Below are 17,144 nucleotides of genomic sequence, written 5' to 3'. Positions count from 1 at the left end.
TCAGGGATTGATCTTGCTAATCTGTGCTACGGTTTTTTCTTGAGACCTTCGGTTTCGGTCCTATTATTTTCTCGAGTCTTTCACGGTAGGGCGGCTTACGTAGCGCCTCAAGATAAGGATTCCTCCAGCAGTTGTTAGCAAAACATGGGGCACAACCCTCTTCTTCCCTAGTTTTGTCCATTCCCTCATTGAGCGCATTAAGGGCTTCATCGTACCTGTTCAAGAGACAAAACGTTTCTGCAAGACTCAAATAATATGCATACGAAGGCAGAGGCTTTATCTCTTCCGGCTTGATTTTTGTGACTGAATTCAACGCTTCTTCGTGCCTTCCGAGCTGATTGAGCGCCGCGGTTCTGGTTAGTTCCCAGAATCCACTGAACGCGGGCAGGCGTTCTACAAGTTCTTCGTTGTAGGCGATAACTTCCTCGTACCGTTTCAAGGTAAACAAAGACTGCGACCGTCCGTGATGACCTTTCATCTCATCAGGCTTTAGCTCGATGAGCTTATCGAAGGTCTTGAGAGCCTCTTCATACCTTTCCAGATTCGATAACGTCCACCCAAGATGAAGATATGCCTCAAAGTATCCGGGAGAAAGTTCGATGCACTTTTTGAAATCCTCAAGGGCATCATTAAGATTGCGGAGCAACCGCCTAGCTATTCCCCTCTCAAAGAAATCCTGTGCGGTTTCAGCGATTATTCTGGATTTTTCTTCTATGATTTTATCCGCTTCTTCTTTCTTTCCGGCATTGTAGAGCTCTCTGGCTTTTTCATACCATTCCGTCACTTTTTCCTCCAAGGATTTGTTTGCTGAAGAGTTTAGCGACCGGTCGACGGCTTGTCAAGAGTTTTTTTTCATTTTTCCCGCGACCTCTTCTCCAGAAAATCTTCCCAGGAGAACGGAGGCCGAAAGCGCAAGCACAAAGCCTGCAATCCTCAAAATCAGATGAAGAGTGTCTGGAGGAAGCGCTTCGCCAAGCGCATATATCCCGAGCGCGGCAGTGGAGATGCGCACGGTGAAATCCGAAATCACGACCGAAGAGACCGCCGTGCCGTGCTGGTAGCTTCTTGAGAGCGCAAAGAAACCGGCGAGATAGAAGATGATGATGAGGGGTGCGAACGCGAGGAACCCGATGAAGTAGGATTTGAACTGGATTTCGACGAGGAGCGCCTTGGTCAAGAGGTCGCCGACTCCCGAGAGGATTCCGGATACAGCCGCGAATGCAACAGCGGGCTTTATCTTGCTATTATCTCCTCGTGAAAAAAGGACGAGGAGAAAGGATAGAACAATAGAAATGCTTCCCGAGATTATTAGCTTCGATAATTTAAGCCTGGGAACAAGAGCCGAGTCATGCCGCTCGCTTAAGCCTATCAGAACGACACCCGAAGTAACGGCAAGAACCGCAATCCATTCTACCGCCTTCAGCCTGTGTTTGAGGAAGATGGTGGATAGAAGAGCAAGTATAACATATCCGGATGCAGTGATCGCCCTTGCAATCGATATGGGCGTGAAGTTAAGCGCATAGACGTAAACGCCCCAGCCGATGCCCGTAATCACAAGACCTGCCATCCACAAAGGCGAACGGATTAATGCGAGAATTCCCTTCAGTCCTTTGATGAGAGGCAGCTTGTCGGCAACCTTTTTTTGCATGACCACACCAACCTCCCATGAAGTTGCAGTGAGCGTTATGAGCGCTATCGCTATCCAGATATTCATTCAAAACCCCAAGTAGCCTTGAAACGTTTTCTTGGGGACCCCCTGAAATATCTCTTCAAATCCATAGTTAAATCTCCAGGATGATCCCATGAGGTATTCCTGGGCCCCCATAAAAACGCCCTGCGTTTTTATGGGTGTTAAAAGCTCGCGAGCGATAGTATCTCGGTGCCAGGGAAATAGAAGGTTAGGATATCGCGGTAATTGGCTCCCGATTTTGCAAGAGCCATAGCGCCTACCTGGCACATGCCCACAGCATGTCCGTACCCGTGAGCGTGAAGGATAAGCAAGGTTTCCTTAATCTCGGCGTCGAAAATGCGGGTCATAGGGTGGTGATCGATTGCGTCCGACACCCGGGAGTAGTCGAAGTAAACCGAGTCCGGCGCAAAGAAAACAAATCCTTTTACTGGCGACCAATCCTTATCGCGTACAACCTTTACTGAAGAAGGCATCTGACCAAAACCAAGGTTGATGAAGAGAGGGTCCAGATTGAAGGTGTCGTCCCACTCGTAGTATGGAGAGATTCTGCAGAGAGTGTCTTTAACCCGCTGATGGTATGGCTGATCCTTCATTCCCGGCCATACATCTGACGGCAGAAGCGTCATGCCGCCGCACGTCGAATGGTAATAGATATCGGCAATTGTTCCTTTGTAGCCCAGAACCAGACCTGCCGTACCCTGTGCGGCTGAAAGGGAGGAAGCGTCAACGGGAAGCCCCCTGTACACCTGACAGTGCTGTCCGTCGCACAGGTCGTACTGTCCGTGCCTGCCGACGTTTTTATAGACATAGGTCCTGGCCAGTATCGCCTGGGCTTTTCGAGCCTCGGGCTGCGCACCCGGTATTTCTGATGCGACGACCGATGCGATGTATGCCTCCTCCGGTATGTAGTTCAGGATATACATCTCTCCGTCGAAGGAGTAGAATGTGAATCCTCCTGCGTAAGAGCGGGTTTTCCCGCCTGCGATTATCGTATAGCTCTGAGCCTCCATCTGCTGGAAATAAGGAGTCTTGTTGCCGTTGACGAAAAGCATATCGCCCGAGGCTTGAATCTTGTAGGTGCCCTCGGTCGAGGCTATGGTTATCTCAGTGGGCTTCTCATCCGCGAAGACGCGGATGGTAAAAACCTTGCTGACTGCAAAGATGTAGAAAATAAGTCCGCTCATAAAAACCTCTCCAGGAGCGCTGGAGGGAACTCTCCTTTCTTGAAAAGACCCATGAGTTTTTCGGCTTCCTTTTTCGCTTTTATTGCCTCCTCATCCGTTATCCACCGATTCCTGCAGGCGTCCTCGAATTCGTCTTCATCGAGCAGATAAACATCCGAGCGGTCTCGGGGAATCCAGAGGTCAAGGAAAAGGTCCTTTGTCCAGTAACCGTCGGGACGGGTCTCGGATGGCGTGTTAATATCGGCATAGTATCCTGTGAAAATCCCGTCAGGCCGGAAGACCCCTGCTACATCGAACCATTCTCTCCTGTATTCGGCAAAAACGGCGCGGTAGCCGTTGTCGATGACGGTCTCGCCTTTTATCACGAGCGGATTAGAAGCGCCGTGAAGGACGTGGGATGTAACAATCACCTCGTCATCTGAATACAGGAGTTCGGATAAAATCTCAAGCTCCCGGTCGGGAGGCCTGAAGTAATAAATAAAAAAGGGCTTGGAATCAGGCATTCTTTTCCTTCAATCTAAGGACTGACATTCTGACTAAGAGTTTATCTAGATTTAGATACTAATCAAGAGAAGCCGCCTGATTTCAAACCGATATTGTGTAGTAAGGTTTTGCTATCTTTTTAGCGCGCCTAAGCGCTAAAAAGGAGCATCTTATCAAAACCTCCAGCCGAAGTAGGCAGGGATTGAGAACGCGAATTTGCTCCCGTTGAAACCGGAGCCGACGCCCCAGGCGAACTCGAGCTTGCCCACGAGCTTTCCTGTTCCGGCAGCGATTCCGAAGCCTAGTCCTGGCAGGAGCCCGCCCTTGCGGTCGCCTGTCAGGTCAGCGAGCCTGAGCGCAGGCAGACCCGGATCGTGCGCGGCGCCGAGATCGAAGAATGCGTTCGCGCCCCACCACATCTTGAAATTCCCAAGCAAAGGAAGATCCTCGAATTCAAGATCTACGAAGCGGTTGCGGTACTCAAGGGAGAATACGCTTAGACAAGGTCCTATCTGGGTTGTATCTATCCAGCCTCGAACCTTTCGCGACTCGCCTACGTATATCGTGCGGTATTCGGGAATAGAATCAAGCTGCTGGTACGTGTACACGTTTGCCGCAAGCCAGTTGTAATCGTTGATGGGCAGGTATCCGGCGACGGACAAAGAGCATGCCCGCTGCATCTGGAACCCTTCAGAAAGGCCCGGATTGATGAAGAATCTGCCTTCGAAGAAGAAGCCCTTTCTCGTGTCGTAGTCGTTGTCGCGCAAGTCTATCCTGACTATAGGCTGAAGAAACAGTGACTGGTCCACGGTATCGGTGGAGAAAGTGTAGCGGTGAGTATCGGCTTCGAGTCCGTAAGCCTTGCTGCGGAGCCAGCCTCCTTCAAGCGATAGGGTGAGAAACCGCCATGGCCTTATATCCTGACGGTAAGTTACCCTGTGCTCCCGGAGGTATATCTCGGCGTCCTTGCGCCAAAGGTAGGAGTAGTTGTATGCAATCTTTTCCCCGTGCCAGCGGTTGGCCGTCAACGGCATGTAGAGATAGGCGTAAGCCTTCCAGCGGGGCGTTGAGAAGCGGAAGCCCATTTCGCCGCCCATATCGAAGGCTATAGCCTGACCGAAAAGGTTTGGGTAAAGCGCGCCTGCGCCAAGGTAGAATCCTGTGGACCCGTCTATGCCAATCGTAGGATACGGGCTCGGGAATCGCTTCTCCTTGACCGTAACGGTAACAACCGACTTGCCTGAAGAAACTTCTTCGCTTTCGATGTCTGCGGCCGAGAAAAGCTTCGTGCTCATGAGAGCGGACTTGGTCATCTCGATTTTTTCAGGTGTCAGAGTATCGCCGGGTTTGAATTCGAGCTCACGCCTGATTATTCCCTCGCGGGTGATGTTGTTGCCCTTTATCTCTATGCGGTCGACTATCAATGGCTCCATAATGAGTATTGTTTCACCCGGATTCCTGTAAATCTGCGGAACGTTCTCCGGCGTAATAATTTGGCTGGTTTGGGCGTACAAACCTGAAACCAACGCAAGGATGAGGTGTACGAAGGTCTTCATTTACCTTCTATCTCTTTCAGGAGTTTTTCGGCTTCAGGCTTGTCGTCAAGATAAAAGTCGCCGGGGTTGTAGGGTGCGGTTATGGCAAGGCATTTTTTAAGCTGGTCGCGCGCGGCTGAATAGTTCTTCTGTTTAATATAAACCTTGGCAAGGTCCACGTAGAGGAGGGAGTAATTTGGTTCAATGCCAATGCCTTTCTTGAGGTACTCGACTGATTTGTTGAGATCGCCTCCTGCAACTCCAGGAACCTCCATGTACCATACCGCAAGTCCGTCCATAGCAGGCGCAAACTTGGAATTGAGCGCCAGAGCCTTCTCAAACGCTTCCTTTACAGGACCGGCTAAGGAAAGCGAGTTCAGTACGCCTTTTGTTTGACCTATGCGTCCGATATTGACCCCGTACCAGAAGAACGCCTCTGCGCATTTGGAGTCTATGCCTTTGGCTTTTTCTGCGTATCCCCTGCCTGCCTCATAACGGGAGATCTTCTCGTCCTTGCTGCTTTTGCCGTCGCCGAAAAGAACATAGAGCCTTGCAAGACGCCATAAAGCCTGGGCGTCATCCGGTTTTTCTTTCAACACTTCGTCGCAAAGACTCTTCGCTTTCAATGAATATCCCTGATCTTTGTGGCGATTGAGGTAATATTCGTCTGCCTTTTCGAGACGCTCATCCAGTGCGAAAAGAACTGAAAACGCCACTGCACAAATGATGATAGCTCGCTTCATACTGCCTCCTTAAAACCTGCGATGGTTTATTGATTTCACAATAAATATGTAGCTTGAGCAAAGTCTACCGTTACAACACAACAAGTCAAGTCCTGTTGTGCAACCCAGGCGCTAAATAAATCGTTTTATGTATTTTGCTCGCAGACTTAAAAAAACAACTTCCAAACATTCACGGAGACGCCGGATTCATCTGCATTCAAACAAAGTTCCAGTATACTTTCAACTTAATTCGATATAAATATAACAGGAGGGGGTTGACATTTGGATGTGTCGCATTTATATTACACTCTATGAGCAAGGCCATTGATTCTGGTGCCTGGATAAAGAGAGGGTTAAGACCGCTCAAACTGCTGGGAGAGGGGTATGATTCCTTGGTCTGGTCTGCCGTCAATGAAGGTTCGGGAGAAGAGATAGCAGTAAAGATAGCTCAAGGCTCCGATTATACGAGACGAATTGAAAGAGAGTTCTCTATCCTTGAACGCCTTAAACATCAAGGCATTATAAAAGTCTACGAGTGCGGGACTATCGATTCTGCCGCCTTCTTCACAATGGAGCTTATCAGGGGAAACGCTTTCGACGAATACCTTTCACAAATCCCAAGGGATGAACGATTCATTCAAATATTTTCAAGGTTGCTCTGCAAGATAATATCGATTCTTTCCTACATCCATGCTCAGGGCATCGTTCACGCCGATCTTAAGCCCTCAAATATTCTTGTCCGGAACAACGGAGAACCCGTACTGCTTGATTTCGGGTTTGCGGAGGACTACTACCTTGATCCTTCGAACAGACCGAGAGGCACTCTCGACTACGTTGCTCCCGAACTGTTTGTCGGACAGGGAATAACGCCTTCTTCCGATATCTACTCCTTAGGGGTCCTGGCTTATGAAACTCTTTCCGCTAGCCGTTTGTGGGAAAAAGAGTCGCCCTGGTCGATTGCCCGCGCTAAAGCGAAACGCCCGCAAACCATACAGACCGGCGACTTAAAAATCCCCGCCGAACTTGAAGAACTGGTATTGAGATTTCTTGAGCCTGAACCTGCAATAAGGCCTTCGGCGAGAGAATCCATATCGATTCTTTCGCGGTTTCTGAGGAGCAATGAATCCGTAGTTGCAGAAGAGCCGCTTTTTGCGCCTGCTCCTTGTTTTGTCGGCAGAACGCGGGAACTCGACATGGCTCTTAAGGCGCTTTCGGACGATAAGGATGTTATTTTTCTTGAAGGAGACAGGGGTTCCGGCAAGACAAGATTCATAAAGGAGTTAAGATTCAGAGCCTTCGTTAACAATATGAAGACTCTTCTTATCAGCGGAAAAGGCGCCTTTATATCGATAATCGAGAATCTTGCATCATCCCTTGGGCTGGACGCCGAGTCAAGAGTAGCTAAGCATAGCGCGGAAGAGCTGAGCCGCAGATTTGCGGCGCAGATCTTAAAAAACAACATAGATTCCCTTGTCATCGACGTTTCGGACGAACTGACAGACTTTGAAAGGGAAGTCTTCCATAATTTGATGAGATTGCTTGACGGAAAAGTTGGGCTGCTTATATCCGGCTGGGGCAGGGATTCACCTGAGAAGAAAACTCTGCTTCTGGAACCACTCGACGAGATGAGCATTCTTGAGATGGTATCCAGGACATTCCCGACGCTCGATTCATCAAAAGAGCTGGCAAACACTTTGTACTCAGCAAGTCAGGGAAATCCCGCAGCAATCGTAGAACTCATAGAACTCTTGTGGAAAGATGGATGGCTTAAGTACGAGGAAATCTGGCGCTTCAGGGAACCGGGCTCCGACTATTCCATCTCGAAAAGGATGGGAACCTTGCTTGAAGAGAAGATAAGGGAAGCAGCAAAAGGATCAATTACTCTGATTGAATCTTTGTCGCTCGTCGATTCATTTGTTCCTCTGGATTCTCTGAAGAGGATTGACTCCGCCGATGAATTCATGTTTCGATTAAAGATGCTGGCGGATAAGGGCCTGGCAATCTCCGTTCGAAGGAAGGAGGATTTATACTACGGAATAGAAAACTCGCTCGTAAGAAGCTACTTTTCCGAGAATATGAGTATAGAGAGGAAGAAATCGCTTTCTCAAACACTCGGTCAATCAATTGAGGAAACAGCCTGCAGATTCTGGAATCACGATATTGAAAAATGGGACGATTCATATCTTGAAATGCTGTCAATTCTCTTTTCTCTTGCCGGCGATAAAAAGAAAGCGAAGTTCTATTTAAAAGAAGCTTCAAAGAGGTTTATTGCTCTAGAGAACCTGCAAAAAGCCCAAAAGTGTCTTGAAAGGCTTCTTGAATACGATCTCTCCGGTTTGGAGAGGAAGGATGTATTCCTTGAGCTCGGGAGAATATCCGATCTCAAAAAAGACATAGCTTCCTCAAAGGCTTACTACAATCGAGCCCTTGAACTCGCTGGAGGAGAAAGAGAGGAGGAGGCGAAAATACTACTCCTTCTTGGTCTCGCCTATCAGCGGGTAGGAGAAATTGACCGTTCGGAAGAGCTTGTTGATGCCGCGGAAACGAAACTCGAAGGAACGCGCTCGAGATTTCTGGAAGAGATTCTTTCAGCAAGAGGATGGAACAAACTCAAGCTGGGTAAATATGAATACGCCGAAGAAGTCTTCAAAAGAGCGCTCAATTTGTCGGACGCGAAATCGGAGGTTTATTTAAGAAATGCGTATATGCTCGCCTGGGTTCTTTTTCAGCAGTCAAAAAACGAAGAAGCCCTGGAATACGTGAAGGTTGTAACAGGGGAAGCGGGAAATAGAAACGAATGGGTGATAGCTTTTCAGGCGTCATCCCTTGCATCAGAGACTCTTATGGCGTCAGGCAGGCTTAAAGAAGCTGGAGAGTACATTGAACACGCTAGCGAATTCGCCCGGCTTGCAGGTGATGCAAGATTCAACTCAACGATCCTGCGTCTTCAGGCAAAGATTTCTTTTTACAGGGGAATGCGCAGGAAAGCGAAAAGTTACGTTCAGCAAGCTCTTGAACTTATGGCTGAGAATGGAATCGACGAAAATGTTATCGAGCTGAAGCTTCTTAATGCAGATATTTCTTCACTTGTGGGAGAATGGCGCTCAGGATGGGATGGGTATCTCGAGTTATGGAAAACAATTGCTGCAAGAAAAGACTCTCAACACAAACCTTACGTATTAATCAACTGGGCCGATCTGTGCCGGATGCAGGGAAAAATACAATGGGCGACAAGGCTCCTTCAAAGAGCTTCCCTGCTTACTAGCGAGAGACGCTATCCCGGCGCCGAACTTGGGATACTCACTCTTAAATGCCGCATGGCTCTCGACAAAGGAGATTTGGATACCGCGAGAGAAATTATATGCGGGAAATTCTCCGATCTTCCAGAAAAACAAAGCTTATTTTATCTTTTTGAAATTTCTATTCTTGAATGCGAACTCCTGCTTGCGGAGGGTGACATCGAAAAAGCGCTCTCGATTATCAAACACATATCTTCGAAGATGGATACATCGGGTTTTGAAGGTTCCAGGGGCGAGATATTGCGGTTGGAAGCTATTGCATACCGTCATTCAAAAGACTACGCAAACGCAATAAGTTTGTTGCGTAAGAGTATCGAACTGCTCAAGCTCCAGGAGAACACGTACCAGGAAGGACTCTCCCTTTTAATGCTCTCGAAAGTGCTTTTTGAAAGGAACGGGTATTCGGATGAGGCGCAAGCAGCGCTTGAGGACTCCAAGGCTGTTTTTGAAAGACTGGGCGCATTGCCTGAACTCAGAAAAATAGAAGCTTTCAAGTCCCAGAACTTCTCGGCCTGGCGCGAGCAGACCGGTCTTGCTCCCCTGTATCTGGAAGGCTTGCGGCGCATAAGCGAACTCTTGAACTACCGATTAGGGGAAGAAGATTTCATGATTCAGGTTCTTTCCGTACTCCTCGAACTTACATCTGCGGCGAGAGGCGTCATCTTTCTGCATGAAGATTCCAAGCTATACGCCGTTGCATCCAAGCATACAGAGACGCCTTCCCGCAACGAGGCAAGACGTCTTTCGGAAACCGTTATGCGCCAGATTACCCAGGGTCTTGAACCCATATACACGGCTGATGCAACAACAGACTGGCGCTTCAACCGTTCAAAAAGCATCCTGTTGAATGAAATCCGTTCCATTCTTTGTATCCCCCTGAAAACTAGCTCAAAGCTCCTGGGAACAATATATCTTGACAGCACAAAACCTGGCCTTTTTAATCCCGATAACACTACCTATTTTGAGTCGCTGGGCAACATACTTGCAGCTACAATCGACAAATCCTCTGAATTCAACAAAATGCGTGAGGAGATAAGACTCTCGCGCGAAAGGAAAAAATGGGAAAAGTCCGGAGTAGTATTCGGTAACTCCCCAGCGACAAGAGAGTTGTATAGTCAGATAGAACGTGCAGCGCGTTCCGAGGCGAACGTTCTGCTCGAGGGCGAAACGGGCACCGGCAAGGGCGTAATGGCGAAACTCATACACGATAGAAGCCTGCGTCACGGCCGTGAGTTCTGCTCCATCAACTGCGGAATATTCCCTGAGAATCTTTTCGCGGCCGAGCTCTTCGGCCACAGGAAGGGCGCTTTTACCGGCGCAACTGAAGACAGGATAGGCCTCTTAGAGGCGGCGGACGGATCAACCGTCTTTCTGGACGAAATAACCAACATTTCATCCTTCATGCAGACAAAGCTTCTTGAGGTTATTGAGGAAAGAGTCCTTCGCAGGCTTGGCGAATCGTCTAAGCGCAGGATAAACATCAGATTCATTTTCGCTACGAATAAAAACCTGGAGGTTGAGACGCGTGAAGGACGTTTCAGAGAGGATTTGTATTATCGAATCAATACTTTCAAGCTTTATATCCCGCCCTTAAGGGAGCGCAAGGAGGATATCCGGGAACTCGTGAATCATTTCTTGAAGAAATCTTCTTTTGAACTAAACAAATCCGTGACCGAAGTGAGCGATGAAGTAATGCAGGCTTTTCTTGATTATCCGTGGCCAGGCAATATAAGAGAGCTTGCTAACGTACTCGAAAGGGCCGCTATCCTCGTACGCGGGAAGAAAATAACCAAAGACCTTCTTGACCAGAGGTTCTTTCCTTCAGTCCCATTTGAGACCAAAACTCTAAAGGACGCAAAGAGGATTGAAGAGGAGGAGCTGATAAAACGCACCCTTCTCGAAACCCGAGGCAACGTAAGCCGCGCAGCAAAAAAATTGAATATTTCAAGACAGCATCTTTCAAGACTCATCTCGCGTTATAATATAATCCGACCCATCACTTCATAACTGTCACTTTTCAGAGACAGTTGCGCTTTTTTAAGATTAAATAAAAAGGAAACTTAATGAACGGCACAAAAAACTGCAACCTAAAATTGACAGTTGCGAGCGACTGAAGCTGTTTCCTTGAGCGCTGAATGTTGATTAAGTCTTTATAATTCCAGCTTTTGTGAGTTTGGCTTGCATATTGCTTAATAATAGTTCCTGCTGACGCGATTGGCTTCGTTTACATAATAGCCACAGGCTATAAGGAGGAACAATTATGAGTAAAAATTTCGGAAAGCTAATCCTAATCGGAATTGTTTTTGGCGCTATCGCTGTGTTGGCGATCCCGCTTTATGCGTCACCTGCGCCTTCGGTTACCGTCCAGGATGCCGGACCTTCTTTTATTGCCGAGGACGATACTACCTTCAGCGGTCCGCCAACACCGCCTCAACCTAACCCGGAACCCCCGCCTCCGCCAAGACTTTAGAAAGAAGACCATATGTTTCTTGGTGAAGATTTCGGACCCATTGACGCCGAAGACTGGTTTGACCAAACGGCTGCCCAGTCAAATCGTGGAAACCTGTTGATTGATTTCGGTTCGAACATGGCTGTTCTCACTCATCCCGATGTGAAAGGGATCACCGTGAGAAGAGATCCTTCAGGCGGACTTGAGATTGAGGTTTTTGCCTACCGTGTCACACCCTCTTTGAGACTCCTGATAAGGGAGGAGTTCGGCGATCACTTCGTGCGATTTATGGATGCCTCTCTTGGGCCTGACGTTCCAGAGCCGATAGTGTAAACACTTAAACTCTCCGTTCAAAACTCGCAAGCGGCGCCAAAGGCGCCGCTTTTCGTTGAAGGACATAGATTGCCTCAAGGTTTGAAGAATCTGCTTCCCGATGTAACAGGGTAAGTTTTATGTTTCTGACCCACGCCCATAATCTTGAGCTTCATCATCGCGGCTACGAGCGCATCGGGAAAGTGATCGTTCTTTTTTATGATATGGCCGCAGGCGTCCCGGCGCCACGAACGAAGCTGACCGAGGAGGGTGGTCGAGGACTCCGGAATCCGGATGCGGCCCTTCTCGAAAAGCCATGAAAGTATGGATACGCCCTCCTCCTTGAAGACCGAGAAAGGCACTCCAAGGGTTGAGGAGCTGTCCTGCGACGCGCCCCAGATTGCAAACCCCTCGTCGCGCAGTCTCGAGTTCTCGAAGGGATGGGATGAATCGGGGAAAACCTCCCTCAAGTTGAAGCGTTCACGGAGTTGCTTTAACCTTGTTACGATTGCTTCAATGCCCTGCCTCTCGAACGCTTCGGTATGGGTTACGTGAACACAGTTGCCGGAGAGCGCGATTACGACCACAGCCGTCATGCCCGAAAACCCCCAGTCCACTCCTGCCCAGCACGCCTCTTTTGAAAAACCCTGCGATTGCATTGTGACGGCTGCGTTCAAAGCTTCAGGCGCTATCACGAGACCTGCGGAGGCGGGCTTCATGCCCATGACCTCTATCTCAAAGGTCTCTCTGGAACTTTCCTTCCACTCGCTTGCAATTTCGGAAACACGAAGCCAGCCCGCGGAATCCCTAGACTTACCCTTGCAGTACAATGTCCGGAACTCCGTCACAGGGCATAATTCGCAACTGTAGGAACACGGCTGTGCGATATCGAAACTAGACCAGCGGTATAGCTCGTATCCCTGCGCGAGGTGATTCTCGACAAGGTTGGCGAATGAGCCTGAAAGCTTATGGTATGTCGAGGCGCGCAGGATAACGGACGGCTCGGCCGTTCGGATTATATATCGGGCCGCACGCACCACATCCTCCTCCGCCTCGGCTTCTTCATCGATTATGAGAAGGGCGCCGCGCCTGCCACGTCCGATATGAAGACCGCGTATGGAGCGCGAGGATGCGGTGCGCGCGACTATCCGGTTGCCGGCCGCGCCAAGAATGTCGCTGCGCTTGATGGTTTCTATCGTTTCCTGGCTTGCGGGCATTTTTAACCACTCTGTTATGTAGGAGAACAGAGCTAAAGCCTGCGTCTCGGAGCCGGCTACTATACCGACGTCGAAATCCCGGAAAAGGAAGAACGCCGAAGCGAGCATTGCAGCACAGAAGGTTTTGCCTCCCCCTCTGGGAGCGAGCGCCACAGCCCTGCGGGTTTTGAGAGAATAAACGTCTTGAAAAAGCCTTTCGAGTTCCCCGAAAAGACGGACCCCGCGCTCTGTGAAAAAGAGCGCGGGGTTTTCGCGGTAACGCGCAAGGAGGGGCGCTTGGGCTTTAAGGCGCTCGAGGAATGCCTCGAGCAGGGCTCTATCTTCAGCGGCCATCAAACTTCAGCTCGGCCTCGAGCGCCTTCAGTATCTCATTGCGTTTAGAGTCGAACTCGCTGCCAATAACCTTGCGCAGAACGGAAAAGAGAAGCTCAAGCGAGTCTTCAAGTCTTTTTCTTCCCTCGCTCTCCTCGGCGGACGAAAGCAGATTTTCTTCGGTCTTGACGAGTAAAGGAAAAAGCCTTGCGGCCCTTTCCAGTTTTGCTGTTTCCGGATCTTCCTTTTCCGACTGGATTGCCCTGAGATAGCGCGCGTGAAGGCGCTCAAGGTCTCCTATAGCCTTTCGTCTGAAGCTTGCAACATCAATCTTCTCGGTCTCTGCCATCCTTCTCCTCCAGCCTCGCTCTGCGCCTGTCCACGAGATTGCCAAGGTCTCTCAACGCGAGTTCGCGGTACAGGGAGTAGAGCTCGTTCTCGCGCTCAAGGAGTCCCCTGCGTCGTTCCTCTTCATCCCTGCTGCGCAGCCTGCATTCGAGCCGCCAGGAACGCCACAAGACCCCCACGGCGGCGATAAGAAGTGCGAACGGTATGCCGACCTCCCGGATGAGAGCAACGAGGTCCATTTCACTTGCCCTGGCCCAGAAAGCGCAGGATATCGGTTATGTTGTCCCCGAGTTCGGCTTTTTTTGAAAGCGCGTACTTGAGTATAGCATCGTAGAACTTTCTGTCATCGCCCTGCACCGCTTTAAGTTCCTCGAGCGCCTTGCGCAGATCCTCGCGCGCCGATTCCAGGGCGTCGCGGAGACCGTTTTCCAGCCGGTCGCGGTCGCATCCCTTGAGCGCAAGGGTAATCGCCTCGAACGCCTTTGCGACGTATTCGATTATCATTAACAAACCTCCGTTTTGATGCAGACACCAGGTCTGCTCTCTTTTTATTATGAGCGTATTCTATTGCTTATACTGACCAGAGCCATAGAAATCTGACTACCCCGATTAAGAGTCGGAACCCCTCCCTCGTCGGGAAGGTGCAGGGGAAGGGTGATTGTTGTTTATTCTTTAAGAGGAAGGCGACTCGACTGAACACTCACCTTAAGAACTTTTCTGTATGCGGGATGGTAGTTTGTCCGATTGACAAGCTCCCGTTTTCGCTTAGAGTTTCAACCGAGGTTATCATGCGGATTATATCTTTTCTTGCTCTTCCTTTTACAATGCTTTTCGGATTCTGGAATGCAGCCGTTATGCGGCCTCCGGTAGAGCCCGTACGCGTCGAGCTTCTCCTGGACTCGCTTCTCAAGATGGGCAACCCCGAACGGGGTCTCACAAAACTCGTTGAGGATTCATTGAGGCCTTCGGAGGAGCGGCTGAAGGCGGCTACCATACTCTCGGCGCTTTACAACCGCAGGGAGAACCCGGCTAAAGCGCTTCTGGTGCTTTTTTATGCAGAAAGGGAAACAGGCGTCGCATGGGACCCGGAACAGAATCTGATAGCGGCTGAAGCGTATTCAAGGCTAGGCCGAAGCGATTGGGCTCTCACCCATCTAGGCCGGATACCAAAGGAAAGCGACCTCTCGGAGGTGGCTCATACGCTCGAGATTTTCGAACAGCTGTCCGCCGTTACCGACAAGGATTCAATTGTAGAGGTTCGTTCGGATTTTGAACGCGCGCTCGAGAGATACTCCGACCCTGCGGCCATCCTTCTCGCGGTTGAAGGGCTTGGCCTTTCTTATCTGGCTAAAGCGACGCCTGAATCGATTGATACCGCAGCCGGATACTTCAGCCTGATAGCGGATGAGTACCGGAAGCAGGATTTGTACATGCCGTATATCGAAAGGCTTGCCCCGTTTTCGCTGTACTGGTCAGGCATATCTGCAGGCCTCTGCGGCGACGGCTGGACCGCCCTTTCGGCATGGGAACGCATATTCAAGGAGCATCCGCAATCCCGCTTCTGGGAGGAGGCTAGCGTACGCTACGCCTCGCTTATGGTCAGGCGCTGGATGCCCGATTCGGCGACCCTTATCATAGAAAAGCTTTTAGCGGCCACATCAGACACGCACCGAATCTACGAGGCCCGCATGCTCAAGGCGTCCGCACACGGACTCAAGGAGCGATACGACCTTGCAGCCGAAGAGTTTGCCGGACTCCTGAGGGTCATTCCGCCGGGCGATACGTTAAGGGTTCTGGCTTATGCCGGGATGGTTGAAGCGCTTGTCCAGTATTCAAGAAGCGTTTATGAAGCAGACAGCATTGCACCAAGGCTTGAACGTCTCGGGCTTTCGGGCTACAACCCTGTTGCCCTGCCGCGTATATGCGTGGAGATAGGCGAGCGCTACATAGCGGAACGAAGGCTTCCAGAGGCGGACAGCTTCCTTGACCGAGCGCTCGGATTTTATCCGGACATGGGTGTTGAAACCCAGGCGCAGCTAGACCTTGCCTGGATATCATTAGCCTGGGGGCACTGGGACAAAGCAATCACTCACTACGAACGCTCGCTAGAACTGATGGACAGGCTGGGAATTAAGTTTTCTGGTCTGGCCGACGTACGCTTCAACATTGGACTAGCGTATCTCGAACGCTCCCGCTGCACACCGAACGGGAACGGCAAAGCCGATTTCACTATGGCCCGTACGTGTTTCAGGGACGCGCTCGCGCTCGACCCGCGGGGCGAAACCGGCCAGCTTGCACGCAAGAAGCTCGAGGAGATGCAATAACAAAAACAAAAAGATGAGAGCGCTCGTCTTTTTGTGACTTGCAGATTTCTCTCAATCTCAATGATAAGACAATACGTTTGCACCTATCCCCTCGAAGGGATTGAGGAGGCATCGTCACAACGCCCCAATCTCGCTTTAGAAGTTTCTGAGGGTGGGGTGATTACCTATTCGATTCCCGAGGATAAAGGGGGTGCGATTACAGCCTTTGATCCCTCGGGCAGGAGAGTGGCGACATTTAACGTCAGTCGTTCCGGACAGACGAAGATGCCGTCGGACCTACCGAGCGCGGTCTATTTTATAAGACTTGAAAGCGGGAGTGAAAGCATTACCAGAAAGTCAGTAATACTGCGCTAGATTGGCTCTTAACGGCTTTGAGACCGTTTAAGTCACTATCTTCTCGAATCGTTCCGCCAGCTTGCGAATTACCGTTCTCAGATTGCCGAGGGGTGCCTTACGCGCGGCAACAATGCAGAGATAGTAGTTGCTTGTTCCTATGAAGTGGGCGAGATTCCAGGAGGATTCAGATTCCACGAGCGTCTGAATGATTCTTGCCGAGCCTGTCTCACGGGCAATCTCCCTCATTATGCTCATGATTATTGCAAACCGTCCGCAGTAATGCTCCGGCGCGATGCCTGCCGGATTAACCTGGGCAAGCGTTCTTCCTGATGTGTCTGCAAGACCCACAGCCATTAGACCGTCTATGGACTCGGCGTTCTCCTCAAGCGTCTTCTGGGCTATCTTTGACACCCAGTTAACCCCTCCTTTCTCCGCCTTGAGGTTGCGGATTTGCACTTCCTGTATGGTTTTTCTGGGTCGCGTCTTATTCTTTTCTATAGCGCTCTTTACGACCTCTATGAGCCTTTTCGGCTGAAAAGGCTTAACCAGATAGCTGAGCGAACCCAGCTCTAAAACGTCCTCCTCGGTCTCATTCAGCCTTCTGTTCCAAGGCGTAAGCTGTCCGGGAAACCCCGTGACTATGACTATGGGCTGATTAGGATTCAGTTTACGGACCTGTCTCACTAACTCAATTCCATCCATAATCGGCATCTTGAGATCGGTAACGATGAGGTCGAATTGGTTCCTGTCAAAGACCGATAGCGCTTCCGTGCCTGAATGGGCAAGCGAAACCTGGAACCCTTCGGCGCTCAGAAGAGTCGACATCGCCTGGGCAAAATCCTTTTCATCGTCGACTAAAAGGATATTCGGTTTTATTTGATTAATAATCTCCTCGGGCATGAACGCCCTCCTTGTTTGTATGCTCAAGAATTA

16 protein-coding genes are annotated in these 17,144 nt (G+C 50.0%); 5 read left to right on the top strand and 11 right to left on the bottom strand.

The features are described from left to right. Positions 1-16: 16 nt before the first annotated feature. The 6 genes from GX441_03275 to GX441_03250 form a co-directional block, all read right to left on the bottom strand. Complete coding sequence (locus tag GX441_03275) at positions 17-784, bottom strand: tetratricopeptide repeat protein (GenBank protein NLI97665.1); 768 nt, start codon at positions 782-784, stop codon at positions 17-19. Positions 785-838: 54 nt separating this feature from the next. Continuing rightward, on the bottom strand, positions 839-1,714 hold the full coding sequence (locus GX441_03270) for an EamA family transporter (protein ID NLI97664.1): 876 nt from the start codon (positions 1,712-1,714) through the stop codon (positions 839-841). A gap of 137 nt (positions 1,715-1,851) precedes the next feature. Continuing rightward, positions 1,852-2,874 carry a SpoIID/LytB domain-containing protein gene (locus GX441_03265; GenBank protein NLI97663.1) on the bottom strand — a complete coding sequence of 341 codons (1,023 nt, stop codon included), beginning with the start codon at positions 2,872-2,874 and terminating at the stop codon, positions 1,852-1,854. Beyond that, entirely contained in the window at positions 2,871-3,377 is a 507-nt protein-coding gene (locus GX441_03260) for a DUF402 domain-containing protein (GenBank protein NLI97662.1), read from the bottom strand. Before GX441_03260 ends, GX441_03265 begins: the two co-directional genes overlap by 4 nt. Positions 3,378-3,530: 153 nt before the next feature. Then, positions 3,531-4,913: a hypothetical protein gene (locus GX441_03255; protein NLI97661.1), complete on the bottom strand. Its 1,383-nt coding sequence runs from the start codon at positions 4,911-4,913 to the stop codon at positions 3,531-3,533. After that, complete coding sequence (locus GX441_03250) at positions 4,910-5,635, bottom strand: hypothetical protein (GenBank protein ID NLI97660.1); 726 nt, start codon at positions 5,633-5,635, stop codon at positions 4,910-4,912. Before GX441_03250 ends, GX441_03255 begins: the two co-directional genes overlap by 4 nt. Before the next feature lie 290 nt (positions 5,636-5,925). On the opposite strand from GX441_03250, the gene GX441_03245 reads away from it, so the two are divergent. The 3 genes from GX441_03245 (at position 5,926) to GX441_03235 (ending at position 11,695) form a co-directional block, all read left to right on the top strand. Then, positions 5,926-10,920 (top strand): sigma 54-interacting transcriptional regulator, encoded by a 4,995-nt coding sequence (locus GX441_03245; protein ID NLI97659.1) that lies wholly within the window; start codon positions 5,926-5,928, stop codon positions 10,918-10,920. Positions 10,921-11,173: 253 nt separating this feature from the next. Further along, entirely contained in the window at positions 11,174-11,383 is a 210-nt protein-coding gene (locus GX441_03240) for a hypothetical protein (GenBank protein ID NLI97658.1), read from the top strand. A 12-nt stretch (positions 11,384-11,395) separates the two neighbouring features. Next, entirely contained in the window at positions 11,396-11,695 is a 300-nt protein-coding gene (locus tag GX441_03235; protein ID NLI97657.1) for a hypothetical protein, read from the top strand. A gap of 74 nt (positions 11,696-11,769) precedes the next feature. Here the strand turns inward: GX441_03235 and GX441_03230 are convergent, their stop codons facing one another. From GX441_03230 to GX441_03215, 4 genes are all read right to left on the bottom strand, one after another. Continuing rightward, a complete protein-coding gene (locus tag GX441_03230) occupies positions 11,770-13,224 on the bottom strand; it encodes a hypothetical protein (GenBank protein ID NLI97656.1) in 1,455 nt (484 codons plus the stop codon). Beyond that, positions 13,214-13,552 (bottom strand): hypothetical protein, encoded by a 339-nt coding sequence (locus tag GX441_03225; protein ID NLI97655.1) that lies wholly within the window; start codon positions 13,550-13,552, stop codon positions 13,214-13,216. Before GX441_03225 ends, GX441_03230 begins: the two co-directional genes overlap by 11 nt. Continuing rightward, positions 13,530-13,721 (bottom strand): hypothetical protein, encoded by a 192-nt coding sequence (locus tag GX441_03220; protein NLI97654.1) that lies wholly within the window; start codon positions 13,719-13,721, stop codon positions 13,530-13,532. The genes GX441_03225 and GX441_03220 overlap by 23 nt, the downstream gene beginning before the upstream one ends. A gap of 70 nt (positions 13,722-13,791) precedes the next feature. After that, a complete protein-coding gene (locus GX441_03215; GenBank protein NLI97653.1) occupies positions 13,792-14,055 on the bottom strand; it encodes a hypothetical protein in 264 nt (87 codons plus the stop codon). Positions 14,056-14,339: 284 nt separating this feature from the next. Here GX441_03215 and GX441_03210 point away from each other — a divergent pair, with 284 nt between their 5' ends. Beyond that, complete coding sequence (locus tag GX441_03210) at positions 14,340-15,875, top strand: tetratricopeptide repeat protein (protein ID NLI97652.1); 1,536 nt, start codon at positions 14,340-14,342, stop codon at positions 15,873-15,875. A gap of 156 nt (positions 15,876-16,031) precedes the next feature. Beyond that, complete coding sequence (locus tag GX441_03205; protein NLI97651.1) at positions 16,032-16,229, top strand: T9SS type A sorting domain-containing protein; 198 nt, start codon at positions 16,032-16,034, stop codon at positions 16,227-16,229. A 27-nt stretch (positions 16,230-16,256) separates the two neighbouring features. Here GX441_03205 and GX441_03200 read toward each other — a convergent pair whose 3' ends face one another. Further along, on the bottom strand, positions 16,257-17,138 hold the full coding sequence (locus GX441_03200; GenBank protein ID NLI97650.1) for a response regulator: 882 nt from the start codon (positions 17,136-17,138) through the stop codon (positions 16,257-16,259). Positions 17,139-17,144 lie beyond the last annotated feature (6 nt).

The sequence above is a fragment of the bacterium genome, from assembly GCA_012517375.1.
Lineage (GTDB): Bacteria > Hydrothermota > Tepidihabitantia > B3-TA06 > B3-TA06 > JAAYVC01.
This window is presented reverse-complemented; position numbering and strand designations above follow the sequence as displayed.

Bases quoted from the DNA above. Each gene is read 5' to 3' on its own strand.
- GX441_03230 (NLI97656.1), bottom strand. From the start codon at position 13,224: ATGGCCGCTGAAGATAGAGCCCTGCTCGAGGCATTCCTCGAGCGCCTT.
- GX441_03270 (NLI97664.1), bottom strand. From the start codon at position 1,714: ATGAATATCTGGATAGCGATAGCGCTCATAACGCTCACTGCAACTTCA.
- GX441_03215 (NLI97653.1), bottom strand. From the start codon at position 14,055: ATGATAATCGAATACGTCGCAAAGGCGTTCGAGGCGATTACCCTTGCG.
- GX441_03245 (NLI97659.1), top strand. From the start codon at position 5,926: ATGAGCAAGGCCATTGATTCTGGTGCCTGGATAAAGAGAGGGTTAAGA.
- GX441_03260 (NLI97662.1), bottom strand. From the start codon at position 3,377: ATGCCTGATTCCAAGCCCTTTTTTATTTATTACTTCAGGCCTCCCGAC.
- GX441_03265 (NLI97663.1), bottom strand. From the start codon at position 2,874: ATGAGCGGACTTATTTTCTACATCTTTGCAGTCAGCAAGGTTTTTACC.
- GX441_03255 (NLI97661.1), bottom strand. From the start codon at position 4,913: ATGAAGACCTTCGTACACCTCATCCTTGCGTTGGTTTCAGGTTTGTAC.
- GX441_03250 (NLI97660.1), bottom strand. From the start codon at position 5,635: ATGAAGCGAGCTATCATCATTTGTGCAGTGGCGTTTTCAGTTCTTTTC.
- GX441_03235 (NLI97657.1), top strand. From the start codon at position 11,396: ATGTTTCTTGGTGAAGATTTCGGACCCATTGACGCCGAAGACTGGTTT.
- GX441_03240 (NLI97658.1), top strand. From the start codon at position 11,174: ATGAGTAAAAATTTCGGAAAGCTAATCCTAATCGGAATTGTTTTTGGC.
- GX441_03225 (NLI97655.1), bottom strand. From the start codon at position 13,552: ATGGCAGAGACCGAGAAGATTGATGTTGCAAGCTTCAGACGAAAGGCT.
- GX441_03210 (NLI97652.1), top strand. From the start codon at position 14,340: ATGCGGATTATATCTTTTCTTGCTCTTCCTTTTACAATGCTTTTCGGA.